We start from the raw sequence: 25905 nt of genomic DNA on the forward strand, positions 1-25905 counted from the left end.
GAAATGAAGTAATATATGGAAGAAGAATATAAGAATTATCCGTTCTATGACTGGGTGCCGAAACCGCTGGGCATCATCTTCATGATCATCCTCTTCGTGCCGATGATTACGATGAGTGGTGTCTATTCCGCCAACAGCGGCGAGATGATGAGCGGACTGGGCATCCAGTCGGAATACATCGCCTTTGCGGGCTTCTGCACGTCGATAGGAATGGCGGCTTTTTCGCCGTTCTTCTACGAACTGGTGTGCATCCGAAGAGAGAAGATGATGTGTATCGTGGGATTCTCCATTCTCTTTTTGCTCAGTTTCGTCTGCGCCCAGACCGATTCGCTGTTCATCCTAGGCTTGTGCAGTCTGCTGATGGGCTTTGTTCGCCAGACGCTTCTGATGGCGCATCTCTTTGTATTGATTCGATATGGCTTCGGCATTGAGGCAACGAAGAATATCACGCCGGGTTGCGAGCCTACCACCGAGGAGGCTTGGGATGCGGTGGATTCAGAAAAAATGGTGTCCCAGCCGGTCATCTATCTTTTCTTCATGATTATCGGACAGTTGGGCACCTGGCTCACGGCTTGGCTTGCCTATGCTTACGAGTGGCAGTATGTGTATCATTTCATGATGGCATTCATGCTGGCGGGCATCATCATCGTGTTCTTCACCATGCCTTACCATAAGTATCCGATGCCGAAGTTCCCGATTACGATGTCGAAGTTTGGCAATGTCACGGTGTTCAGCATCATGCTCTGCTCGTTTGCCTATGTGATGGTGTTCGGCAAGACGCTGGACTGGTTTGATGATCCTACCATCCGTTATTCTACGGTGGTCTGTCTCATCTTCACCGCCCTGTTTATCTATCTGGAGAAGACCCGCCGCTCACCTTATTTTATCATGGAGGTGTTCCAGCTCAGGGTCATCAATTATGGCATCATGCTGTTCTTCCTCCTGATGGTCTGCAACTCCAGCGCCATGTTCGTGAATGTGTTCACCAATGTGGGAATGAAGATAGACAACTGGCAGAATGCCACCCTGGGCAACTGGGTGATGGTGGGATATACCGTGGGCTTGATTTTCGCAGTCATCGCCAGAGCCAAGAATGTTCATCTGAAGTGGATGTACTGTCTGGGTTTCCTCTTTATCGGAGGCTACGCCCTCTTTATGTATTTCGAGGTGCAGAACGACGGCATGTATGAGCGCATGAAATGGCCTATCATCATCCGTTCCACGGGAATGATGCTGCTCTATTCGCTCATCTCCACGATAGCCAATCAGCGCATGCCTTACCGCTTCATGTCCACCTGGGTCTGCATCATGCTCACCGTGCGTATGGTCATCGCCCCTTGCATCGGTTCGGCGCTCTACACCAATGTGTTTCAGCATCGCCAGCAGTATTACGTCACCCGCTTTGCGCAGGATTACGACCGTACCAGCTTGGAGACGGCAAAGACCTATGACCAGACGGTAAGAGGCATGCAGTATCAGGGCAAGACGGAGACCGAGGCGCAGAACATGGCTGCCATGAGTGTGAAGGGAAAGGTACAGGTACAAGCCACCCTGGTATCTATCAAGGAGATGGCAGGCTGGACCTTTTATGGCTGTCTGGTATGTGCCGGACTGATGCTCGTGATACCTTGGCGCAAGCGCAACATCAAGGAGCTTACCCGCGAGTATCTGCTGAAGAATGTGAATGAGAAAAACTTGGGAAGGAGGTAGGATTCTGCTAAAATATCATAAATAATCAAGGCAATTATCAGAGGAAATTGATATTTTTGTTATCTTCGCAGTTCAAGCAATTTGAAAAAATGGAGATAACAGATAATATTATAATATGTGAGGCAAGAGAATTTCCTCATTTTCTGATGCAGCCTTTCTATTCTGATTATGTCGGAATAGTAGTTTGTCATCAAGGGATGTTCCGTTTCCAGGTAAACGGGGCATCCTTTGCTGCGTCTATGGGAGAGACTATTTTCCTTTCTCCTGAAATTCTTTTTCATGTTCAGGAAACCTCTTCCGATTTCCGCTTTACCTTACTTTTCTATCGTGTGGAGCAGATTCGTCACATGTTGGGCAATACGGTGATGAGCATGCGTCTTTATTCCACGCTTTATCCCAAGGCGTGCACCGTGGCGCAGACGGGTTACGAGGAGATGCTGACGTCTTATGCCCGGATGCTTTTTGTCTTGGATCAGAAGGAGAAGAAGGATACGTATAGTGATCATGAGCAGAAGTTGCTTCTCATGGCGGTGACCTATCGTCTTTGCAGCATATTCTCTGCCTCGCTCACCACGCCGAGGAAGGAGATGGATCGCAAGATAGAGACGTTTGAGGAGTTGGTGAAGCTGATAGATGCGAATTTCATGCGAGAGCGTGGTGTGGCGTTTTATGCCGACCAGCTTTGTCTCACCCCGAAGTATCTTTCGGTGATAGTGAAGTCGGTGTGTGGCAAGACGGTTCAGCAGTTGATTTTCAAGGCGATCATCCGTCGCAGCATTTATCTGATGAAGAATACGAACATGACGATTCAGCAGATAGCCTGCGAGTTAAGTTTTCCTAATGCCTCATCCTTCGGCACCTTCTTCAAGAAGCATACCGGTTTATCGCCAAAGAATTACCGCATGGGGGCGGAGTAGGTTCGAATAATCTTCGTATTCTCTGTTTCAATGAACTGATGGTCAAAGTCCTCAACCACATCCCGAAGAAGCGGTCGTATATGATATAGCTGCCATTGTACTTGTAGATGAATTCCCTATTGATCAGGGTCTTGAGAGCAAGACTCACGCTGCTGGCAGCAGGCAAGTTGTGGCGGCTTTTTATGTAACTATCGCCACTTCTTTCCTTAATATTTTTTAAAACTTAAACTTTGCGTTTTCATCAGTTTCTTCAACGTTTCTCTTCTGGGTATTCGGCAAGAATCCTGCTATGATGCCGAGCAATGGCAGGAAGGCACTCACCTGGAAGATAAACTCAATACTGGTCTTGTCGGCTAACCAGCCGAAGAACGCTGAGCCAAGTCCTCCCAGTCCAAACATCAATCCGAAGAAAATGCCTGCTATCAATCCCACTTTATCTGGCATCAGGTCGGTGGCATATACCACGATGGAAGAGAATGCCGAGGCGATGATCAAGCCAGAAAGGAAGGTACAGATGATGGTCCACGTGAAGTTCACAAAAGGCATGGCGATGGCAAAGGGTGCTGCTCCCAGAATGGAGAACCAGATGACATACTTTCTGCCAAACTTGTCACCCAGCATTCCTCCTGCCACCGTACCTATGGCAAAGGCGGCAAGGAATACGAAGAGGCACAGCTGCGAGGTCTGTACCGATACGCCGAACTTATCCATCAGGAAGAAGGTGAAGTAACTCGTAATGCATGCCGTATAGAAATACTTGGAGAACACGAGCATGATGAGGATGAACAGAGCCCAATACTTCACCCTTTTAGAGATATGGGTATTAAGAAGGGGCTGTTTCTGGGGATGGTTCACCACGTAAGCCAGTCGTGCCTTATACCAGACTCCCAATCTTACCATGATGATAGCGGCAAGCAGCGCTGCAAGGGCAAACCAGGAGATGGCATGCTGACCGAAAGGCAGGATGATGATGGCAGCCAGCAATGGTCCTATTGCAGAACCTCCATTGCCACCCACCTGGAAGATGGATTGTGCCAGACTCTTCTTGCCTCCCGATGCCATCTGGGCCACTCTCGATGCTGTGGGATGAAACACTGAAGAACCCAGGCCGACAACGCTCACCGCCAGGAGAATCAGAAAGTAATTCTCGGCGAAAGCCAGCAGGAGCAGCCCCACCAACGTGAAGCACATGCCGATGGAGAGGGCATAGGGACGGGGATGCTTATCGGCATAAAGTCCTGTGAAAGGTTGCAGGATGGAAGATGTCATCTGGAAGACCAGTGTGATGATACCTATCTGTGCAAACGAGAAGTCGAACTTATCCTTCACGATCGGATAGATGGAAGGGATAATCGACTGAATCATATCGTTCAGGAAATGGGAAATGCTACAGATGATGAGCATGGAATACACCGTACCCTCTACCATCGTAGGATTTCCCTTGATTTTACTGCCTATTGACTTGATGTTCATTTCTTTTATTTTTTGTCTTTTTTATTTTCTTATTTGAAGATCAATATTTTATGTTGTACTAAACGGTCTGACGAATCTCATATTTAACCTCCATGCCAAGTAGTGCATTATATTGTTCTTTTCCTGCAAAGGTAATAAATATTTCTAGATTACGCAAGAAAAGGTGTAATATAATGTTCTTTTTTTTAAAAATTATAAGTTCATGGGATTTTTCTTGGATATTTGCCATTGAATATTGTTTTTTTCTTAACTTTGTATTGATGTTCAAAAAATAAAAGATAGATTATTATGCAGATATTATTGGCAAATGCAAAAATCATGTTTGATAAGGCAGACAGAAAGCCTGTCTCCGTGCCACTCTTCCAATCAGTTGCCAATGTCTTGGCCGAAGAAATGGCAAGGATGAATGTAGAGGAATTGGCTAGGCAACTGGATTGCAGCAGCAAGATTGCAACTGAAAACTGGAAACGCTATTATAATTTTATGGCAGCAGAAAAGATGCCTGCCATCCTGGCTTACAATGGTCAGGCCTATAAACATTTGCGTGCCAGCTCTTTAAGTGACGACTCATTAGAGTATGCCCAGAAGCATCTCTGGATTACCTGTTTTCTCTATGGTTTACTTCGACCAATGGATGGTATCGTACCTTATCGTATGGAGTATTGCGTATCGCTTGAAGCCACAAACGACAAGCCTGTCAATCAGTTCTGGAAAGACAAACTGACGGATGTTCTCATCGATAGTGTGAAAGCTGATGATGGCATTCTCATCCATCTCTCAACAGAGGAATATGAACATCTGTTTGATTGGAAGAGAGTATGTAAGGAGATAAAGGTCATTCAGCCACTCTTTTATGTCCGCCAGAAAGATGGCAGATTGAAGATGCAGGCTGTATGGGCTAAATCTTGCCGTGGAGCCATGGTGAGATATATCCTGAATAATCAGCTTCTTACTCCAGAGGAACTGGCAGGCTTCAGTTACGAAGGTTTTGAATATGCGCCAGAATTAGGAGAAGCTGCTTTTCCTCATTTCGTTCGTTGAATAGAACAAAATAGTACAAATAATTTCGACATCTTTAAGTTATAGCGGTATAACGCCATGGCTTTCTTCGTGTCATTGTTCATTGCTTCAAGGTATCGGTTCTTATTTCTTTGTGAATATTGAAAATATGGAAGAAAATGGTAATGTGTTAATAATCGCACTTATCAGTGTTAAAAACCAAAGATTCACTCCGGTTCTCATTATTTTTTATTATCTTTGCCCCAAAATAACAATTTAAAACAAAGAATATGAGCACATCAACATTACGTGTATCTACTTCATTTAGGTTACCAGCAGAGCTTCTTGAGGAGCTCAAGGAGTGTGCTAAGGCTACCAATCGTAGCCTTAACAATTATGTAGAATCCATTCTTATGGATTTTATGAGTAAGAACAAGACCATGGATGAAAATGTGATTACTCCCGATTTGCAAGCTAAGCTTGACAAGGCGAGAGAAGAACATAAAAACGGAGAAACTCTGTGCTTTGACACAGCACAAGATGCAATCGCATGGATGGAAGCTTTATGATATATCGAATAGAATTCTCTAAGGATGCACAGAAGGTCATTAAGAAATGGAAGAAATCAAATCTACCTCTATTCAAAAAACTAGAGAAGTTGATTCCAGAACTTTCTGAGCACCCTAGAACAGGTAAAGGACATCCGGAACCTTTGAAAGGTGGAAACGACATCACGTATTCTAGACATATTACTGCCCAGGACAGGATTATCTATGACATACTTGATGAAGAAATTCTAGTGTCCATTATTGAGCTAGAAGGACATTACAATGACAAATAATCGAGTCCATATATCAATGGAATCGGTAGCTTATAGAATGTATTCTGCCCGCTGCCCCGCTAGGCGTCCCGGCGGAATTTATGTTATACAAAAAGTTCTATCAACTTTATAGCCAAAAGATTAAAAAATGCAGCAACTTGCTGCAAATTCTGAATCTTCTATACATGAAGAATTTTTATTGCATGTACCTACCATATAAAGAGTAATTAGTCAGCAAGTTGCTGACCAATTAGAGAAGAAAGATTTTTCACCTTGACATGGGGCAAAAAATGTCTCTTTGAAATTACTCCCCAAGTTGGGGAGCAATTTCAAAGAGACATATAGACATATAATATGAAACGCTTTGCATCTGAAAATCCTGACTTTCCAATTCTGCAAGTGCCACTTGCAGAATTAGAGAATGAAGGTAATTGGGTGAAGAAAGAGATAAAAATCTCTCTAAAAATTTGCTGGTTTCGAAAAATCTTCGTACCTTTGTACCCGCTAGTACCCGCCAAGCCTCTCAACGATGCTCAAATGTGCGGGTCGTTTTATTTTTATACATTTCCCTTGCTGAGATTCTCGTATTTTCAAACGATTCATATTTCTTTGTGAATATTGAAAATATGGAAGAAAATGGTAATATATTAATAGCCAAAGGATTATGGTTTTGCTAGTTAATAGCGCTAAAATAGGAAATCTATAGTTGTACGACTATAACCCCTGTAGTTGTACAACTATAACTCTACAGTTGTACAACCATAGCCTATATAGTCGTACGACTACAACTTTATAGTTGTACAACTATAGGGTATTCGCTTAATTAGAAACAGAAAATAGGGAATTTGATATGCTCAAAACTCCCTATTTTCGTTGCTAGATTCCAAGTTTACCAGTATGTAAAATTTGGTTATAAGTATTGGCAAAAATAGCCTAGATTACTGAGCTGGCTTTCTTCTGTTCCAAATGAAATAGGCTTCGATGGCAAATGAAGTATTATTTAGAATTCTGCATCAAACAAGACGCTGATTTTATAAGGAATATCATCCAATTTCTTAAACTGGTTGCTTCCTGCAATCTGCTGCTCCTTGCGAAGATAAATCTCCTGACCATTCAGTTCCGTGAGCTGGCGTTTGAACACGAATTTATGCTTCTGCTCTCTCTGCTCGCTCTCTTTGTTATATCTTGTTAAAGATTAACCTTAAATTGCATATTTATAAAAAGAAATCACTATATTTGCATTTAAAGCAATAAAATGAAGCAATGAGTAAATTCAACGAAGCAACAAGAGTTCAGATGCCAGCAATGGTTCACCTTACTCGATTAGGCTATTCTTATTTCGGAAAGATTAGCGAAGATATGGCAGGGACAGTCTATGACCCTGACACAAATATATTGACTGAAATTTTCAGAGAACAATTTTATAAGTTGAATCCATCAGCAAAGAAGGATGGGTTCAAGAGCATTTTGCGCTCCATTCGCCAAGAACTAAAGAATGATGACCTCGGTAAGTCTTTTTACAAAAGATTACAGGCTGTATCTCCCATCAAATTGATAGACTTTGAAAATCCTCAGAACAATACTTTTCATTTTACCGCTGAATTCACTTGTAAAAATGGGCAAGATGAATTCCGCCCAGATATTACTTTGTTTGTCAATGGCTTGCCTCTTTGCTTCGTAGAGGTAAAAAAGCCAAACAATCATGGAGGAATTGTAGCTGAAAGCAAGCGAATGAATCAAGAGCGTTTCCCAAACAAAAAGTTTCGTAGCTTCATCAACATCACACAGTTGATGATTTTCTCCAATAATATGGAGTACGATACGATGGGGGGAATAGTTCCTATCCAAGGAGCTTTCTATTGCACTGCTGCAAGAGGAAACGCCCCCTTCAATTGCTTCCGTGAGGAGAATCCTTCCAATCTCCCGATAGCACCTTATAATGCGAATTATCCATATAAGGAAATCAACCAAAAAGAAGAAAGACAAATCTTGGCAGACTTCAACTGTCAAGTTATTCATCATACACCGGAGTATCAAACCAATCTTGGCGTCAATACTCCTACGAACCGTATGCTTACCTCCATGTGCAGCCCTGAGCGATTGCTCTTTATCATCAAGTATGGCATAGCATACGTTAAAATGGAGAAAGAAGTAGATGGTAAAATAGAAAGCACCGATCAAAAGCACATCATGCGCTACCAGCAGATGTTTGCCGCACTCGCTATCCGCCAACAACTCTCAGAAGGAGCTACTTCTGGCGTAGTATGGCATACGCAAGGTAGTGGAAAAACGGCTCTGTCCTTTTATCTCACCTATGTTCTGTCCGACTATTATGCCAAGAAGAATATGGTTGCAAAATTCTATTTCATAGTAGATAGAATAGACTTGTTGGAACAAGCCACCCAAGAGTTTGAGGCTCGTGGACTCGTTGTTTCGACAGCCAATACTCGTGCGGAATTGATGGCTCAGTTCCGCAACAACCATGCACAAGAAGGAACCAGTGGACAGCAAGAGATAACAGTTGTGAACATCCAGCGTTTTGCTGAAGACAAGCAAAAGGTGGAACTTCCGGCTTATGCAACAAATCTTCAGCGTATTTTCATTATGGACGAGGCTCATCGTGGTTACAAACCTGGTGGTTGTTTTCTAGCCAATCTTTTTGATGCAGATCCAAATTCCATCAAGATAGCCTTGACAGGAACTCCTCTGCTAAAGAAAGATTGTGCTTCGAGTGTGGTTTTCCAACGCTATTTCCATACTTATTATTATGACCGTTCTATTGCTGACGGATATACCTTAAAGATAATCCGTGAGGATATAGAGACCTCATATAAGGAACGTCTGTCTGAGGTTTACGACAAACTGGAAACCCTTGTGCAAAAGAGGGATATCAAGCGTGCACAAATCATAGAGCACGATAGTTATGTAGGTGAATTGGCCCGTTACATAGCGGATGACTTAACAAAATTCCGTAAGATACAGGGAGATGATACACTTGGTGGCATGGTCATCTGTGAGACAAGTGAACAAGCAAGAAAGCTGTATGAGGCTTTCCGAAATTTCTCTGATGGTGGTCTTGCCAACACGCTTGACTCAGGATATGCCAAGCCTATCCAGATTAAGATGGATGGACAAGAGTGGATGGTTGCCAATGCCATACCTATGTCAGGTTACAGGACGCATCCACTGAAAGTTGGACTCATCTTGCACGATAGTGATGACAAGGATACTCACAAGCAAATTATCAAGGATTTCAAGAAGAACATGAGCATCGACTTGCTTATTGTCTTCAACATGCTCTTGACTGGTTTCGATGCACCACGCTTAAAGCGACTTTATTTTGGTCGTAAGCTCCGAGATCATAACCTTTTACAGGCTCTCACACGTGTAAATAGACCATATAAGAACAATCGTTATGGCTATGTCATCGACTTTGCTAATATCAAGCAAAACTTTGAAGAGACCAATGAGGCTTATCTCAGAGAGTTGAATCGCTTCAACAATCCAGAAGAAGTAGAAGGCAATCATGTCACCGATACATTCTCACAGGTTATAGAAGACCCTGAAGAACTGATTCGGCAGATGAAAGATGTACGCCAAACATTGTTTGATTACACGACAAACAATGTAGAAGACTTCTCTTCTGAGATTTCTTCCATAGAAGATAAGCAGGTGCTGCTTGACTTGAAAAAAGCATTGATTTCAGCCAAGGATTGTGCCAATATAGTACGTACATTTGGTGATGATAGCTTAAAGGATGCTTTCAGCAAGGTTGAACTGACCAAACTCCCAGATATGCTAAAGGAAGTGCAACACCACATTGACATCATCAACCAAAAGGAAGCCTTTGCCATTTCTGATGAGACCAAGCAACTCGTCAATGAAGCTATGCAAGACATCCGCTTCAATTTCTCTAAAATTGGAGAGGAAGAAATGAAAATGATAGCAGGTGGACAGGAGTTACAAGAAAAATGGGCTTTAGTGATTCACAAATTCACTGAAAATACAGACCCAGACGATCCTGAATATATCACTCTGCGTGATGCCTTCATGCAAAGATTCAAGGAGCATGGCTTTGTCGTTGACAGTATCGCTAAGTTTAACCAAGAAAGTAAAGAGTTGGATGAAATCATTGAGCGATTGGTAAAATTGCAGGAAAGCAACAACCGCTTGCTGAAGAAATACAATGGCGACACCAAGTTTGCCAATGTCCACAAACGAATTCACGAAGAAAACCAACGAAGATTGAAAGAGCACAAGCCATTCATCTTCAGTTATTATGATAATGATATTGTGGCGATACTTTCTGACATAAAATCAGAAATAGATCAAAAGGTTTACGACCGTGCAGACATTCTTAAGAAAGACGACTATTTCGAAATGACCGTGATGACTGAGATAGCTCAGTCGCTCTATCATTATCCAAACATAGAGCCACAGATGGAAGATTTTACTTTCATCCAGTCAAGGATAGCTCGTCAATACATCAATCAATATAATAGAACATATCCAAGTAATTAAATATAAAAATATGACAATAAGAGAAAATACCGTAGCCCTCATCGATGCCCTGAAAGCAACTTGCAAGACATACGGCATGGGCAATGACGGCAATGAGTATAAAATTATCACCCAGGTATTCCTATATAAGTTCTTGAATGACAAGTTTGGCTATGCTATCAAACACTCAGGAAACCGCTATGCTGAGAAAATTTGCACAGCAGAGAAATGGGAAACCGCTTACAGTGAGTTGAGTGATATGGAGCGCATGATGTTACTGGCTTCCTTGTCTCCAGACCTACCACGCTTGAAACCAGAGCATCTGATTGCAAACCTCTGGAACCAGCAGGCAAAGGGTGATTTTGATTTTATCTTTGACAATACGATGAGCGACATTGCGGAGCAGAATCTTGCCATCTTCTCTACACAAACCACCCAAAACACCAAGATACCTCTCTTTGAGCCATTGACCCAATATGTGACAGATGTGGCTCAGAGAGCACCATTTGCACGTGCCATGGTGGATAAGCTTGCCAATTTCTCTTTTGAGGAAGCATTTTCGGAGCATTACGACTTCTTCGCCAATATCTTTGAATATCTTATCAAAGACTACAATACGGCTGGAGGCGGAAAATATGCAGAATATTACACTCCTCATGCCATCGCTACCATTATGGCCAGATTATTAGTGGGCGATCATGCCGACCTCCATAATATTGAATGCTACGACCCATCAGCAGGTACAGGTACTTTGCTGATGGCATTGTCACATCAAATCGGAGAAGACCGCTGTACTATTTTTGCCCAAGATATTTCTCAACGAAGCAACAAGATGCTCAAGCTCAACCTGTTGCTCAATGGTTTGGTATCTTCACTTGATCATGCCATCCAAGGTGACACACTCGTTGCACCTTACCATAAAAGCGATGACGGACAAAGCCTTCGCCAGTTCGACTTTGTGGTAAGCAATCCACCATTCAAGATGGATTTCAGCGATACAAGAGAGAAGATAGCAGCCTTTCCTGCTCGTTTTTGGGCAGGAGTACCAAAAGTGCCAGCGAAGAAAAAAGACAGCATGGCAATCTATACCTGCTTCATCCAGCATGTTATCAATTCTTTGAAGAAAAACTCAGGCAAGGGAGCCATTGTTATTCCAACAGGATTCATCACTGCCAAGAGTGGCATTGAGAACAAAATCCTAAAACATATCGTTGACAACAAGATTGTTTATGGCTGCGTATCCATGCCAAGTAATGTCTTTGCCAACACAGGAACCAATGTTTCTGTGCTCTTCTTCGATGATTCAAAGAAGAGTGATAAGGTGGTATTGATTGATGCTAGCAAACTTGGTGAGGAATACAAAGATAGCAATGGATTGAAAAAGGTCCGTCTTCGTGACGAGGAGATAGACCAGATAGTCAGCACTTTTCAAAATAAGGAAGCTGTGGATGACTTCTCTGTCAATGTGACCTACGATGAAATCAAAGAGAAGGGATATAGCCTCTCTGCCGGACAGTATTTTGATATCAAGATAGACTATGTGGATATTACGGAAGAAGAGTTCAACAAGCGAATGAGCGATTATAAAACTACGCTTACACAACAATTTACAGAAAGTCATCGTTTGGAAGAAGAAATTATAAAACAGTTGGACTGCATCGGTTTCAATGCTAATGCAGGAAAGGAATAATAAGATGAACAATATAACAAAAGACGGCAATACATTGTTGCCTACTGGCTATAATCAATGGCGTAAAGACATAGAAAACCTGATTGACACTGCAAAGTTGAAAACAGCTATCAGTGTCAATATGGGAACATTGTCGCTATATTGGAATATAGGGAAAAGTATCCTACAGAAACAAGAACAGGAAGGTTGGGGCAAACAGGTTATAGAGCAACTATCGAAAGATTTGATTTCTCGCTATCCGGATGATCGTGGCTATTCCATACGTAATCTGCGATATATGAAACGCTTTGCATCTGAATATCCAGACTTTCCAATTCTGCAAGTCCCACTTGCAGAATTAAAGAAATTGCCAATTCTGCAAGCGACACTTGCAGAATTAGAGAATGAAGGAAAAGAGCATGTACAAGTACCACTTGCACAAATATCTTGGTATCACCATATTTCACTGTTATCCAAGGTAAAAGACGAAGCACAACGTGCCTACTATATAACAGAAACAGCACAGAATGGGTGGAGTCGTGATGTGATGCTCCTCCAAATAGACAATGGATATATCCATGCAAAAGGGCATGCAATTAATAATTTTGAACAGACCTTGCCACCTGTTCAGTCAGACTTGGCTCGTTACATATTCAAAGACCCTTACAATTTTTCGTTCATAGGAACGATGGCATTACAAAATGAATTGGATATAGAAAAGTCCTTGACAAGCAAGATAACTGATTTTCTCCTCGAGATGGGACGTGGTTTTGCATACATAGGCAGGCAATACCATATTTCCGTAGATGGGGATGATTATTATATCGACTTGCTGATGTACCATCTCAAACTGCATTGCTATGTTGTAGTGGAGTTGAAAGCCGTGGAGTTTAAACCTGAGTTCGTTAGCAAACTGAACTTTTATATTTCTGCTGTTGATGACATTGTAAAATCTCCAGAAGACAAACCTACCATTGGCTTGCTTCTCTGTCGAACCAAGAGTAACAAGAAAGCTGAGTTTTCGCTTCGTGGCATTACCCAACCTATGGGAATTGCACAATACGAAACAGAAAAACTCTTTGCTGATGTAGCATCGGCATTGCCACAGATTGAGGAAATAGAGGAGAAACTTGAAGAATCAGAGGAAAAAACGGATAAAGAGTAATACGTGGTTATTTCCATTTTGGAAACAACCATAATATATATAGGAATAAATGAAATTGAAAAAATATAGACTTGCCGACATCGGCAAGGTGATTACAGGCAAAACCCCATCCACAAGCATAGCAGAAAACTATGCTTGTGGTAATATTCCGTTCTACACTCCTGAAGATGTTGCAAAAGGATTGAGGATGATGGGAAGAAACAATCGTTTCATTTCTCAAACAGGATTTGAAGAAATTGCAAGTAATACTATTTCTGGCGAAAGTGTATTGGTGGGGTGTATTGGTTCAGATATGGGAAATGTTTCGTATTCAAATATCACGTGTGCAACGAACCAACAAATAAACTCAATAACCCAGTTTAAAAATGGAGCAGAACCATTGTATGTGTACTATCTGCTTTCCACGATGAAACCTTACTTTCAGAAAATAGCAGGTTCTACAACAACTCCAATATTACCGAAATCGGTATTTGAAGAAATAGAGATATACCTTCCTGGTATTAAATATCAGAAAGATATTGTCTCTATATTATATGCACTTGACCGCAAAATTGCTCTTAATCATCAGATAAATGATAATTTAGAGGCGATAGCAAAGCAACTCTACGACTATTGGTTTGTACAATTTGACTTCCCGAATGAGGAGGGCAAACCATACAAATCAAGTGGCGGAGCTATGGTGTGGAATGAGAAGCTGAAGCGTGAAATACCGCAGGGATTGGGTACCCCAAAGATTGGAGATATAGAAAAGAACATCATAACAGGCAAGACTCCTTCATGTGCAGATGAGGATAATTTCGGAGGAGATATACCTTTTGTGACGATAGACGATATTAGAGGCAATTTATTTGTTTTTGAGGCACAACGTACTCTTTCTACAAAAGGTGCAGATAGTCAAGAAAAGAAATACTTACCCATAGGAAGTCTTTCTGTTTCATGTATTGGAACTATTGGTGTTATGGGATTTGTTGCAAGATTAGCGCAGACGAACCAACAGATAAACTCAATTGTTTTTGAACATGAATATAACAAAGAATTTCTATATTTTTCCTTGAAATTGTATTATGAAAATGCAAAAGCTAAGACTGGGAATGTTTTTGCAAATATGAGCAAGGAAGAATTTGCGTCAATAATCGTGGCTTATCCCCCAAAGCAAATTTTACAAGCTTTCCATAATAAAGTTGCTCCAATATTCGATAGTATAAAGAATAATATAGAAGAAATCAATAGTCTCACTAAGCAGCGAGATGAACTTTTGCCACTCTTAATGAACAGTCAAGCCATGGTAAATTATCATTTATCTGACGATTGACATTGATTTTAGACATAATATCAACCATCATATTGCCGATATTTTCTTCCTCCATAGGAGTTAATGTCGGCAATTCATATCGCATGATTTGGTCTTTGTCACCACGTGGCATTTTGCTTCCTTTTGCTCCAGACATTGCGTAATCAAAGAAAGCATCTTGCATTAGAACTGTATAAAGAAATGACGAACAATGCCCATTCTTTGCTCTGAAAACCAGAACATCCGAAGAACAACCACCTTCTGAATCAGCATACCAGACCTTTTTAAGATAAGGTCGAATGTTTGCTACCAATACATCACCTTGCCTATAATGAGTAAGGGCACACGGCATTGGAGGTAGATTTTGTGCTGTTTCTCTACCTCTTCTATTTTGTAATAAAGAATCTGTAGTGACATATCTGTCTAAAGAAATGCTACCACTGCTAATTTTGTCTGTTACAAATTCTGCTATATCATTTAGTTTCATGCTCTGCTTGCTTACATTTTGTGATGCAAAGGTACTCAAAATCAAGCAGAATAACTAATTTGTAAACCTTAATTAAGAAATTTTCGGTGTGCTATCTTGACATTTGTCTGATTTACCATAGCATAATGCAGCGTAGTATCAATTTTCACATGTCCCAACATCTTTTGCACCTGCTCTATTGGCATACCCTTGTCTATAGCCATTGTTGCCAAAGTCCTGCGGAACTTATGAGGATGTACCTTATGCAGATTAACTTTCTTGCCCAACTGGCGCAAGCGAACCTCAACGCCACTAATTGTTAATCGGGTATGAGGTTTCTTGAGACAGACGAACAATGCAGGATTAGAATCTGAGCGTTGATTCAGATACTTTTTGAGGTGTATTTTCGTACGAGCATTGAAGTACACCTCTCGCTCTTTATTACCCTTTCCAAACACAACACATTGGCGCTCTTGAAAGTCAATGTCTTCACGGTTGATTTTTACCAACTCACCCACACGCATGCCTGTACTGAGTAGCAAATCTATCATCGCCACATCACGAAGTTCTTGACAACTGTCACGCAACACTTCTATATTCTCATCCGTCAGCACCTCTTTCACCAAAGCATCAGTACGTACTTTATGTATTCTGCGCACCGGACTTTTAGTGATATAGTCCTCATCTTCCATCCAAGAAAAGAAGCTTGAAAAGATGCGTCTCAAATTATCTATTGTCACCTTGCTCAACTTTCGTTGTTCCTGCATATCAGCCAAATAGCAGCGAATATCATTAGTAGTAACATTGCAGACATTCTTCTTGACAGCAGCAATCATCTTCTCTATAGAAGACCTATAATAGTGGAGCGTTTTTTCAGAACATCCTTCAACTTTTTTCGAAGAAATAAAAGCTCCAAGGAGATCTGAATTTTCTTTATCACGCTGTTCTTCGTCTGTAGCTTTAACCACAATTTCGTATTCAGCCAATGCTTTTAGAGTCACTTCGCTTAACAAATCCAGCTGTTCAACTGACAGAACCGCTCTCATTCCATCTAAAACGTTTTGTATTATTATTTCTTTCATATCTAAAATTAATGTTTGTCTCCTTATAATATAACATAATTTTAGTAATAAACAAAACTGATAAATGATAATTTACCGTTACTTGACCGTTCATTAATAGAGGTAATAACTCGTCTCGCTGCTTAGTTAGAGCAGCAATTTCTTTAGTAAGAGCAAGCTGTTTGTCTGCTATTCCATTTTGTAATTCTATCCATTGCACATAGATGTCTTTTGCACCAATAGTAAGAATTGGAAACTTGCAGAGGTCATCCCTTGAAACTTCTTTGAAAGTCGTACCTGTTCCTAATTGTTCTATTTGCTTGATATGGTGTTTTATGTAGTAGTACAAATAGATAGAATCACTTATATTCTTAGGAATAAAACTCTTGAAACCTTGATTTGTACAGACCTCATGCTTTGCAATAGAAACCAGACCGATTGGAGCACGACTTGACATAAGTACAGAATTTGTTGGAAGCATACTTGTACTACAAGAATCGAAACCTTGCTTTGTTATGTTGCGTTCACCTTGATACACAAACTTTGATTGTTGGTCAGACAAATCCTTTGGAGTTACCCAAACTATATCACCACCATAATTTGCTTCGTCGGCAGTTGAAGGTGTCGCACCATTCTTTATTTCTGCAAAATCGATTAGATTTTCAACTTCCCAACCAATAGGAACTTCTCTTTTGAGGCGTTCATTATAGACCATAGCTCCGCCACTTGATTTGTATGGTTTGCCCTCCTCATTCGGGAAGTCAAATTGTACAAACCAATAGTCGTAGAGTTGCTTTGCTATCGCCTCTAAATTATCATTTATCTGTGGTGAACGTAGTTGCTAGGCTTCCTTTTTATCGGAGGTTACTCATCTTCATGTACTGCTTTATACTTTTATTACTGAGTAGGCTTTCATGGTACAACAAGAATGTCCGCCTACAGGAGATGAGGGATGTCGTAAAAGGTGTCATAAAAGAGGTTGCGTTAAAATGGATCGTCACGTGCTACGATAGAGACTGATGAAGAGCGAACGTTTTTCTTGATAGACATACCATGTAATCCGGATTGTCTAGGAGGACCAATCCTGAAAGGTGACATGAAAGATGACATGAAAGATGACATGAAAAACCTATCTGATATACAGAAGGTTATTGTATCGTCTGTGTTGGATAACAACAAGATGACTATTCCCGAATTAGCAAGAAAGACAGGTATGTCAGTAAGTAAGATTAATAGAGAAATCAGAATCCTTCGAGACGATTTCCATGTCTATTTCAAAATGCTTTCACACTCATATTAACTCTTTGTATCATAGTGGATTAAGTGTGAAAGGAGAATAATGAAGAGGAAAAATGGTTGATAGGTGAAGGAGGGTGGAAGATAATGATGAGTGGGAGTAGCTGGCAGGTAAAGAAGGACGGGGAATATTCTTCTCGTATCGGTTGATACCAGTAATCTATATAGCTGACTAGAGTCATCTATATGGATGACACGGATCAGCCGATGCTAGATAGTATCTGTTTCTCCTGATAGGGATATCAATACTTCTTGTTGGAAATGTCAGCTACTCCTATTAGTACTATCATATTTTCTGCTTATAAACTGCCTTCATCCTAAACGTATTGGTAATCAGTGGTTTTGAAGAATTGTGAAAGCAAAAATAAATCGTAAACGAATCATTCCTACACTTCATTTAGAGATGGCAGTTGTAGGCGTTTGCGAAGAAGCTTGCTGCTGCCTTTTCTTTTTTAGCTCTTCACGATGCAAAAAATCAAAATAAAAGTTGTACCTTTGCACCCAAGTTGAGATTACAGAAATGAAAAAGGAACGTGAAACGACGAACAAGTATCGTCAGCAAGCTCTTGAAGGAGATTTGATGGCGATGAACAACATGGGTGTCTGCTATGCGCAAGGCATCGGTGTTTTTGGGTATGAAATGGCAGGTCAGCAAGGTGATGTATTAGACTGGTACAAAAAACAATATTAAAGACTTTTAAATATGAAACGAATCTTTTTTTTAACGGTAGATTTCTTTGTTGGTATGAACCTGATGGCACAAACTCCAATCAGTTTTTATCCACATGAGAATGCCCAGGACATCAACGTTGATACACATCTGGTCATTGAGTTTGACAAGACGGTGAAAGCCGGCAGCAAGGGTGTTATCACAGTTACTGATAAGACTACCCGCAAGGTGGTTGACAGAATCGACATGAGTATTCCGGCAGGTCCTGTGGAAGGACAGCCCAAGAATCCCCATGCCATCTATACTCCAGTACCCTATATATATAAGGTAGGGCACATCACCAATCGCAATACCCGTCCGGGCACTCCGTCGGGTGCGGCCAAGGAAGATAAGCGCAAATACCAGAAGACCATCATAGGCGGCTTCTCTGATGCTTTCCACTTCTATCCTGTTTTCTGTCATGGCAGCAAGGCCACCATTTATCTGCATAACAACATGTTGGATTACGGCCATGAGTATGAAGTAAAGATAAGCAACGGTGTGATTGAAGGTTGGAAGGGCAAGACATCTTGGAAGTTCACCACCAAGAAGAACGCACCTTCTGCGGATTTGAGTCAGGTGGTAGTGGCTGCAGATGGAAGCGGAGATTTCTCAACCCTGCAAGGTGCCATGGATTGGATACCAGACTCATTGCCAACAGAAGCTTGCAGGAAAACGGTTTTCGTCAAGAATGGAGATTATGAGGAACTGGTGTATTTCCGCAACAAACGATTTGTTACCATCCAGGGAGAGTCCATGGATGGAGTGGTAGTACATTACCCTAATAACGAGGTTTTCAATCCTCATCCTGTTGATATCAAAACCAATGAGTTGAAAGGAACCTTCCCTTCACGCCGTGCAGCAGTTGCAGCAGACAACTGTGCCGACATGATTTTCAAAGATATCACATTCAAGACTGATTGCAAGGGACAGGCAGAGGGCTTTCTTCTAAATGGAGAGCGAAACCTGGCAGAAGATGTACATATCATCGGTGATGGCGATGCACTTCAGGTGAATGGATCAGCTTACTGGCTCAACTGCATCATAGATGGAGGAGGGGATACGGTTTTGGGAAGAGGTCCATCCTACTTCAATCACTGCACCCTTTCCAGCTATGGTGCTTTCATGTGGATTAGAAATACCAGGGATAACCATGGTAACATCTTCAATGATTGCACTTTCAGAGGATTGAGCAAGGATGCCGTAATAGCCCGTCTGCCTGATAATAAAGGAAGGAATTATCCTGATGCGGAGTGTGTGTTGCTGAACTGTACACTCGACGATGTACCTTCTGAAGGTTTTGGACCGATTGACAAATCTGCATCTTCAGCAGTCCTGTTGGAATTCAATAGCCATGACAAGGAAGGTAAAGCTATAGATACCAGCAAGAGAAACACGTATGTCCGCCAGCTTCATGTCATCAAGGACGCAGAGATTATAGGAAAATATTCCAATGCAAGTTGGGTGTTGAATTGGTAAGAAAGGAGATTATTTATGTCACAAAATGGGTCAGCATATAGAAGCCATGCCCAGTTCTTTGACAATCCGTTATGCAATAAAAACAAAAAAAGCAGCTGAAAATCAGCTGCTTTTTGCTTATAGGGTGGAGCTGGAGGGAATCGAACCCTCGTCCGCACAAGGAAACCATACGCTTTCTACATGCTTATTCCAGCCTTCAATTTTCGAGGTATGACAAGACCTGGACCACCAATCATACCCTTATCCTCTAAAATTTCATCCATGCAACGAGGCGTACATGAACTATTTCCGATTTACCTGCACCGCTTGATCAACAAGATTCGGAACTACATCCGTTGAGCGATGTCCCGTTCCAGCACCTTGTGCCGGAATAAAGCTAATCTACTGTACTTCGATTAAGCAGCGAGAGCGTAGTTATTTTCGCCAATTAATTTTTTGTTCACTAGGATTTAGGAGGTAGCCAACGAGCCTCCGCATGCTTACGTACCATTTCATCTCGCCGTCAAATCCAGTCAACCCCGAGATTTCTTGATAACTAGAGTGCAAAGATAAAGCGAAATTTTGAAATAACCAAATATTTTCGGAAAAATCTTCGTTTTTTCTTTAAAATATCGGGATAATGCGGTTGGGAGACCGTTTTTGTTTAGAATTTTGAAAGAAATTGTGGAGGGTATCAGAGTTATCAATACGTCTGAGCGAATCATCGGAATATATGAAAATCGCCCGATAGCATATTCTTTGATGCTATCGGGCGATTTACGTTTATATCTCTTCATCAATAAATCGGATGATTTCATCCTGCTGGTCGGGATGATACCAGTGGATTTCGGCATCTCGCTTAAACCAGGTGAGCTGCTTGCGCATGTATTCACGGCTATGCGACTGTATCTGGCGGATGGCTTCATCCTTATCTATCTCGCCATCGAAATAGGCAAACATTTCCTTGTAGCCCACGGTTCTCAAGGCAGTGAGACCCTTGTGTGGATATACGTTGCGGGCTTCTGCCTCCAGACCTTCCTCCATCATCATCAGTACACGCTGGTTGATTCGGTCGTACAGTTCGGCACGGTCGCGGTTCAGGCCTATCTTGATGATGCGGAAAGGTCGCTGCTTCTTTTCGGCTACTCGGAAAGAAGTGTAGGTCTTGCCAGTCTGGTGACAGATTTCCAGGGCATGCACCACGCGGCGTGGATTCTTCTTATCTACTATCGCCCAATGCTCCGGGTCCATCTTGTGGAGTTCTTCTACCAGTGCTTCCAAGCCTTCGTTTTCCAGGCGCTGTTTCATCCAGGTACGGATGTCATCCCGCACGGTAGGAATATCGTCGATACCCTTGCATACGGCATCGATATACATCATGCTGCCGCCTGTAAGCAGCGCCACATCGTGATTCTTGAAGATTTCTTCTTCCAGGAGATTCATCACATCGGCCTCGTATTGGGCTGCGCTGTAATAATCTTCGATGTGGTGGTTTCCTACGAAATAATGCTTCACCCTCTGCTGCTGTTCGGCAGTAGGCGCTGCTGTTCCGATAGGGAGTTCGGCGAAGATCTGGCGGGAGTCGGCATTAATAATAGGTATAGAGAGATGCTCTGCCAGAGAAAGGCAGAGCTCGGTCTTACCTACACCTGTAGGGCCTAAAACAACGATTAATGTTTTTTCTTTCTTATTCATGCTTTTGCCCTTACAGGGCGTCTTCGTTATATTATAAATAAACCCAGGGCGATGCCCTGGGCTATGTGCTTTTGCCCTTTCAGGGCGTTTTCTTTATCGGATGATGCCTCGCTGAGAACTCTCTACGAAGTCGATGATGTACTGGATTTCCTTAGTCACCTCAAGATTCTTCTTGATTTCCTCGATACCTTCCTTCAGGATGCCCTTGCTGTAGAGCAGGCGATAAGCCTCGTGGATGTTCTGGATGGTCTCGTTGCTGAAACCACGGCGACGCAAACCGATGAGGTTGATGCTGCAATAGCGGGTTGGCTCCTTGCCGGCAATGATATAAGGAGGAATATCCTGAGAGAAACGGCAACCGCCCTGGATCATCACGTAGCCTGCGATGTGGCAGAACTGATGAACGAGAACGTTGGCGCTGACGATGGCGTTGTCATCTACAACCACCTCGCCGGCAAACTTGGTTGAGTTACCGATAATCAAGCCACTGCCCAACTCGCAGTCGTGAGCCACGTGAACAGTCTCCATCAGGAGGTTGTTGCTGCCTACCACGGTCTTGCCCTTAGAGGCAGTACCACGAGAGATAGTAACGTTCTCACGGATGCTGTTGTTGTCGCCTACCTCGCAGGTTGTCACCTCGCCCTTGAACTTCAAGTCCTGAGGCTTGGTAGAGATGCTGGCGCCTGGGAAGAATTCATTATTGTTGCCAATACGAGCGCCCACGTGGATGGTAACGCTGTTCTGCAATACGTTGTTATCGCCCAAAACGGTGTCCTTGTCGATATAGCAGAAAGGACCGATAATGTTGTTGTCACCGAGTTTTGCCTCTGGATGAACAAACGCTAATGGACTAATCTGATTCATTTCTATTTAGTTTAAAGTTTATAATTTATAGTTTACAGCAGTTTTTAGAGTTTATAATTTATAGCATAAACCGCCTTGGCATCTTGCTAAAAAGGTGTAGCTGCTATCAACTATAAACTGTAAACTATAAACTGTAAACTATCAACTATAAACTGGTTATTACTTGTTCTTAACAATCTGTGCAGTGAAAGTAGCCTCTGCCACCACCTGGTCGCCTACGAACATGTAGCCCTTCATAGAGCTGATGCCATGACGCACGGGTGCGAGCAACTCCACACGGAAGAGGAGGGTATCGCCCGGAACCACCTTCTTGCGGAACTTCACGTCGTCGAGCTTCATGAAGTAAGTGCTCCAGCGCTCAGGCTCTTCCAGCTGGTTCAATACGAGCAGACCGCCACACTGTGCCATCGCCTCTACCTGGAGAACGCCTGGCATTACTGGCTCCTCAGGGAAGTGACCGGTGAAGAATGGCTCGTTGCTGGTTACGTTCTTAACGCCCACGATGCTGGTAGGACCCATAGCGATGACCTTATCAACCAACTGCATTGGGTAGCGATGAGGCAGGAGCTGGCGGATGCGGATGTTATCCATGATTGGCTCCTCGTTTGGATCGTAGATAGGAGCCTGGATTTCGTGCTTGCGGATCTCCTTGCGCATGAGACGGGCGAACTTGTTGTTCACGGTGTGGCCCGGACGGGTTGCAATGATGCGACCCTTGATAGGCTTGCCGATGAGCGCCATATCGCCGATGATGTCGAGCAGTTTATGGCGTGTACATTCGTTCTCCCACTGCAATGGGCGGTGCTGGATGTAACCCAACTTGTTGGCATCCATGTGAGGCACCTTGAGGTGGTCGGCGAGCTGATCGAGCTGAGCCTGCTCTACCTGGCGCTCGTAGATAACGATGGCATTGTCCAAGTCGCCACCTTTGATGAGGTTGGCCTGGAGCAATGGCATGATATCGCGAACGAATACGAAGGTACGTGCAGAAGCAATCTCGTCAACGTAGGTCTCCATCTTGTCGAGGGTAGCAAACTGGCTGTTGATGAACTTGCTCTCGAAAGAACACATCGCCGTGATGCTGAACTCCTCATCTGGAAGAATGGTGATGACAGAACCGTTGTCGTCCTTCACCTCAATCTTATGACGGATGATATAGTAGTCCTTCTCTGCATTCTGCTCCTGGATGCCCACGCTCTGAATCTTCTCTACATACATGGATGCAGAGCCGTCGAGGATAGGGAACTCAGGACCGTTTACCTGGATGAAACAGTTGTCGATGCCGAGAGCATAGAGTGCTGACATACCGTGCTCGATGGTAGAGATGCGGATATCGCCCTTGCCGAGTACGGTGCCACGCTGGGTTTCAACGACGTTCTCAGCCACAGCCTGGATGATAGGCTCGCCTTCGAGGTCGATGCGCTGTATCTTATAACCGGTGTTCTCTGGTGCAGGATTGAAAGTCACGGTGAGGCTCAAGCCTGTGTGCAATCCCTTGCCGCAAAGAGAGAAGCTACCTTTCAGTGTCTTCTGTTTTGACATAATTATATATAGTTTTATTTATTTTTCTTTAATTCTTCAATCTGCTTCTTCAGGTCGTTGAGTTCCTTGTACATGTCAGGCAGGCGACGGAAGATGGCCTGTGACTTGAAGTAAGCACGCTGCTCCATAGGAGGAGTACCGATGAGCTGCTGGCCGCTCTTGAGGCTGCCTGGCACACCGCTCTGTGCTCCGAGGAACACCTTGTCGCCGATGGTGATGTGACCGGCGAGACCTACCTGACCGCCAAACATACACCATTCGCCTACCTTGGTACTGCCGGCTACACCCACCTGTGCAGACATCACGGTGTTGGCACCGATGTCGGTATTATGGGCAATCTGAACCATATTGTCGAGCTTCACGCCCTTGCGAACGTAGGTAGAGCCCATGGTAGAGCGGTCAACGCAAGTGTTGGCACCAATCTCCACATCATCCTCGATGGTTACGATACCAATCTGAGGAATCTTGTCATATCCATCAGGACCTGGAGCGAAGCCGAAGCCATCAGCACCGATGACGCAACCTGCATGGAGAGTCACGTTATCGCCGAGCTTACAGCCGTGATAAATGGTTACGTGAGGGTAGATGAGGGCATTCTTGCCCACCTTCACACCCTCGCCGATGTAGGCGTGAGGATAAATCTGGCTACCTTCGCCTACCTCTGCGCCATCGCTGATATAGGCGAAAGCACCGATATAGACGTTTTCTGCCACCTTAGCCTTTGGAGAAACAAAGGCCAATGGGTCGATGCCAGTCTTTTTAGGTTTCATAGACTCGTACATCTGAAGCAACTTAGCCACACATTCGTAGGCATTCTTCACACGGATGAGGGTAGCGCTGACTGGGTGTTCCAGCTCCACGGTTTCATCGATGAGTACGATGCTAGACTTCGTGTCGTACACGAAGTGAGTATATTTAGGGTTTGAAAGGAACGAGATAGCGCCTTCCTTACCTTCTTCAATTTTGGCGAAGGTGTTGACTTTTGCATTCTCATCACCTTCCACACGGCCCTGAACGAACTGGGCTATTTGCGATGCGGTAAATTCCATATTTATCTATCTTCTAGTTTGTTCTACTTGAGTCTCCTGGTAAGATTTTCTTTAGGAAACACATTTTGTTTGCAAAAATAGCAAAAAAGATTTAAATACTTGTCATTCTTTCGTAATATTTTGCTTTTTTCGCCTATAAATAGGTATTTTTAAGGCGCAAAGCGTCTTTTTCAAGATACTTTGCGCCTAAAATCTTATTTTTGTGGGGGATTGCAAATCCCCCGGTTTAAGAGGTCGAACCTTTTTTTACGGCGGATTTCAAATCCGCCGGGACGCCTAGCGGGAGACTTGCTTGCCGGTTTTTGCCCTTTACCTTTCCCTTCGGCCGGTGACCGTTGGTTCAGGGCGTGCTGCCAGCTTATAACTTAGCAAGCTCTGCTGCCATTTGCTCCTGCAGCTCCTTTGCCTTCTGACCTGCTACCTCGGCGAAGTCTTCGCCATTGCTGGCGTAGATGATGCCGCGGGATGAATTGACGAGCAGACCGCAATCCTTGATGATGCCATACTTGCAAACCTCCTGGAGGCTGCCGCCCTGGGCACCTACGCCTGGAACAAGGAGGAAGTGGTTAGGAGCCACCTTGCGGATGTCCTCGAACATCTGGCCCTGGGTAGCACCTACTACGTACATCATGTTCTCATCGTTGCCCCATTCCTGGCTCTTCTTCAGAACCTTCTCAAAGAGACGCTCGCCTTCCTTATCCTCTGTGAGCTGGAAGTCGTGGCTACCCTTGTTGCTGGTCAAAGCCAGGAGGATGACCCACTTGCCCTCATACTCGAGGAAAGGCTTGACAGAATCTTCGCCCATGTAAGGAGCTACGGTTACTGAATCGAGGTTGTACTCCTCGAAGAAAGTCTGGGCATACATCTTGGAGGTGTTGCCGATGTCGCCACGCTTAGCATCAGCGATGATGAAGTGGTTTGGATAGTGGCTCTTGAGATACTTGATGGTGTTCTCGAAGGCAATCATGCCGTCAATGCCACGGCTCTCATAGAAAGCCAGGTTTGGCTTGTAAGCCACACAGTAAGGAGCGGTAGCGTCGATGATAGCCTGGTTGAACTTAAACATCATCTCGGCTTCAGCGCCCTGGATGTCTTCACTCTCTGTGATGCACTTTGGCAACTTATTGATATCTGTGTCAAGACCTACGCACAAGAAGCTCTTCTTGGCGAAAATCTGCTCTACAAGTTCTTTTCTGTTCATAATATGGTATTTACGATGAT

At 43.2% G+C, this 25905-nt stretch carries 22 protein-coding genes, 1 other RNA gene and 1 pseudogene; 12 read left to right on the forward strand and 12 right to left on the reverse strand.

Translation table 11 applies throughout. The features are described from left to right. Nucleotides 1-15: 15 nt before the first annotated feature. Both KUA49_RS06415 and KUA49_RS06420 read left to right on the forward strand, forming a co-directional pair. Nucleotides 16-1710 (forward strand): MFS transporter, encoded by a 1695-nt coding sequence (locus KUA49_RS06415; protein ID WP_218412630.1) that lies wholly within the window; start codon nt 16-18, stop codon nt 1708-1710. Between the two features lie 89 nt (nt 1711-1799). Beyond that, nucleotides 1800-2627, forward strand: a complete 828-nt coding sequence (locus KUA49_RS06420; protein ID WP_203051169.1) for a helix-turn-helix domain-containing protein — start codon at nt 1800-1802, stop codon at nt 2625-2627. A 216-nt stretch (nt 2628-2843) separates the two neighbouring features. Here KUA49_RS06420 and KUA49_RS06425 read toward each other — a convergent pair whose 3' ends face one another. Then, a complete protein-coding gene (locus KUA49_RS06425; RefSeq protein ID WP_218412631.1) occupies nt 2844-4100 on the reverse strand; it encodes an MFS transporter in 1257 nt (418 codons plus the stop codon). 58 nt (nt 4101-4158) lie between these two features. Continuing rightward, the gene (locus KUA49_RS06430; RefSeq protein WP_203051167.1) at nt 4159-4329 is read right to left on the reverse strand and encodes a hypothetical protein; all 171 of its coding nucleotides are present in this window, start codon (nt 4327-4329) and stop codon (nt 4159-4161) included. A 59-nt stretch (nt 4330-4388) separates the two neighbouring features. Between KUA49_RS06430 and KUA49_RS06435 the strand changes: the two genes are divergently transcribed. From KUA49_RS06435 to KUA49_RS06445, 3 genes are all read left to right on the forward strand, one after another. Continuing rightward, on the forward strand, nt 4389-5141 hold the full coding sequence (locus KUA49_RS06435) for a YaaA family protein (protein ID WP_218412632.1): 753 nt from the start codon (nt 4389-4391) through the stop codon (nt 5139-5141). A 248-nt stretch (nt 5142-5389) separates the two neighbouring features. Further along, nucleotides 5390-5668 (forward strand): Arc family DNA-binding protein, encoded by a 279-nt coding sequence (locus tag KUA49_RS06440; protein ID WP_218412633.1) that lies wholly within the window; start codon nt 5390-5392, stop codon nt 5666-5668. Then, entirely contained in the window at nt 5665-5940 is a 276-nt protein-coding gene (locus tag KUA49_RS06445; protein ID WP_118063899.1) for a Txe/YoeB family addiction module toxin, read from the forward strand. Before KUA49_RS06440 ends, KUA49_RS06445 begins: the two co-directional genes overlap by 4 nt. A 979-nt stretch (nt 5941-6919) precedes the next feature. On the opposite strand, the gene KUA49_RS06450 is transcribed toward KUA49_RS06445, so the two are convergent. Then, complete coding sequence (locus KUA49_RS06450) at nt 6920-7060, reverse strand: hypothetical protein (protein WP_158573500.1); 141 nt, start codon at nt 7058-7060, stop codon at nt 6920-6922. 122 nt (nt 7061-7182) lie between these two features. Here KUA49_RS06450 and KUA49_RS06455 point away from each other — a divergent pair, with 122 nt between their 5' ends. The 4 genes from KUA49_RS06455 to KUA49_RS06470 are packed head-to-tail and all read left to right on the forward strand — an operon-like array spanning nt 7183 to nt 14565. After that, nucleotides 7183-10440: a type I restriction endonuclease subunit R gene (locus tag KUA49_RS06455; protein ID WP_218412635.1), complete on the forward strand. Its 3258-nt coding sequence runs from the start codon at nt 7183-7185 to the stop codon at nt 10438-10440. Between the two features lie 10 nt (nt 10441-10450). Continuing rightward, nucleotides 10451-12109, forward strand: coding sequence for an N-6 DNA methylase (locus KUA49_RS06460; RefSeq protein ID WP_218412636.1), 1659 nt, complete (start codon nt 10451-10453; stop codon nt 12107-12109). 4 nt (nt 12110-12113) lie between these two features. Beyond that, nucleotides 12114-13253 (forward strand): PDDEXK nuclease domain-containing protein, encoded by a 1140-nt coding sequence (locus KUA49_RS06465; RefSeq protein ID WP_218412637.1) that lies wholly within the window; start codon nt 12114-12116, stop codon nt 13251-13253. Between the two features lie 49 nt (nt 13254-13302). Continuing rightward, nucleotides 13303-14565: a restriction endonuclease subunit S gene (locus tag KUA49_RS06470; RefSeq protein ID WP_218412638.1), complete on the forward strand. Its 1263-nt coding sequence runs from the start codon at nt 13303-13305 to the stop codon at nt 14563-14565. Here the strand turns inward: KUA49_RS06470 and KUA49_RS06475 are convergent. The 3 genes and pseudogenes from KUA49_RS06475 to KUA49_RS06485 all read right to left on the reverse strand — a co-directional run. Then, nucleotides 14489-15031, reverse strand: coding sequence for a hypothetical protein (locus KUA49_RS06475; protein WP_218412639.1), 543 nt, complete (start codon nt 15029-15031; stop codon nt 14489-14491). The two genes, KUA49_RS06470 and KUA49_RS06475, sit on opposite strands and share 77 nt — an antisense overlap. Nucleotides 15032-15099: 68 nt before the next feature. Continuing rightward, nucleotides 15100-16092, reverse strand: coding sequence for a site-specific tyrosine recombinase/integron integrase (gene xerA, locus KUA49_RS06480; RefSeq protein ID WP_256624836.1), 993 nt, complete (start codon nt 16090-16092; stop codon nt 15100-15102). A gap of 58 nt (nt 16093-16150) precedes the next feature. After that, a pseudogene (locus tag KUA49_RS06485) lies at nt 16151-16897 on the reverse strand (restriction endonuclease subunit S); the annotation flags it as partial. A 294-nt stretch (nt 16898-17191) separates the two neighbouring features. On the opposite strand from KUA49_RS06485, the gene KUA49_RS17630 reads away from it, so the two are divergent. The 3 genes from KUA49_RS17630 to KUA49_RS06495 all read left to right on the forward strand — a co-directional run bounded on the left by KUA49_RS17630 (nt 17192) and on the right by KUA49_RS06495 (nt 19555). Beyond that, nucleotides 17192-17371 carry a winged helix-turn-helix domain-containing protein gene (locus tag KUA49_RS17630; protein WP_412178605.1) on the forward strand — a complete coding sequence of 60 codons (180 nt, stop codon included), beginning with the start codon at nt 17192-17194 and terminating at the stop codon, nt 17369-17371. Nucleotides 17372-17887: 516 nt separating this feature from the next. Next, a complete protein-coding gene (locus tag KUA49_RS06490; protein ID WP_218412641.1) occupies nt 17888-18058 on the forward strand; it encodes a hypothetical protein in 171 nt (56 codons plus the stop codon). A gap of 12 nt (nt 18059-18070) precedes the next feature. Continuing rightward, entirely contained in the window at nt 18071-19555 is a 1485-nt protein-coding gene (locus tag KUA49_RS06495; RefSeq protein ID WP_218412642.1) for a pectinesterase family protein, read from the forward strand. 122 nt (nt 19556-19677) lie between these two features. On the opposite strand, the gene ssrA is transcribed toward KUA49_RS06495, so the two are convergent. From ssrA to pyrF, 6 genes are all read right to left on the reverse strand, one after another. After that, nucleotides 19678-20075, reverse strand: a transfer-messenger RNA (tmRNA) gene (gene ssrA / locus KUA49_RS06500). A 242-nt stretch (nt 20076-20317) separates the two neighbouring features. After that, nucleotides 20318-21229 (reverse strand): tRNA (adenosine(37)-N6)-dimethylallyltransferase MiaA, encoded by a 912-nt coding sequence (gene miaA / locus KUA49_RS06505; RefSeq protein WP_218412643.1) that lies wholly within the window; start codon nt 21227-21229, stop codon nt 20318-20320. Between the two features lie 93 nt (nt 21230-21322). Further along, nucleotides 21323-22093 (reverse strand): acyl-ACP--UDP-N-acetylglucosamine O-acyltransferase, encoded by a 771-nt coding sequence (gene lpxA / locus KUA49_RS06510; RefSeq protein ID WP_089543518.1) that lies wholly within the window; start codon nt 22091-22093, stop codon nt 21323-21325. Nucleotides 22094-22252: 159 nt separating this feature from the next. Beyond that, entirely contained in the window at nt 22253-23635 is a 1383-nt protein-coding gene (locus KUA49_RS06515) for a bifunctional UDP-3-O-[3-hydroxymyristoyl] N-acetylglucosamine deacetylase/3-hydroxyacyl-ACP dehydratase (protein ID WP_245398454.1), read from the reverse strand. A gap of 14 nt (nt 23636-23649) precedes the next feature. Then, on the reverse strand, nt 23650-24684 hold the full coding sequence (gene lpxD / locus KUA49_RS06520) for a UDP-3-O-(3-hydroxymyristoyl)glucosamine N-acyltransferase (RefSeq protein WP_218412644.1): 1035 nt from the start codon (nt 24682-24684) through the stop codon (nt 23650-23652). 358 nt (nt 24685-25042) lie between these two features. Next, the gene (gene pyrF / locus KUA49_RS06525; protein ID WP_218412645.1) at nt 25043-25885 is read right to left on the reverse strand and encodes an orotidine-5'-phosphate decarboxylase; all 843 of its coding nucleotides are present in this window, start codon (nt 25883-25885) and stop codon (nt 25043-25045) included. Nucleotides 25886-25905: the final 20 nt, after the last annotated feature.

Origin of the sequence: Segatella copri (assembly GCF_019249655.2) — a bacterium.
GTDB lineage: Bacteria > Bacteroidota > Bacteroidia > Bacteroidales > Bacteroidaceae > Prevotella.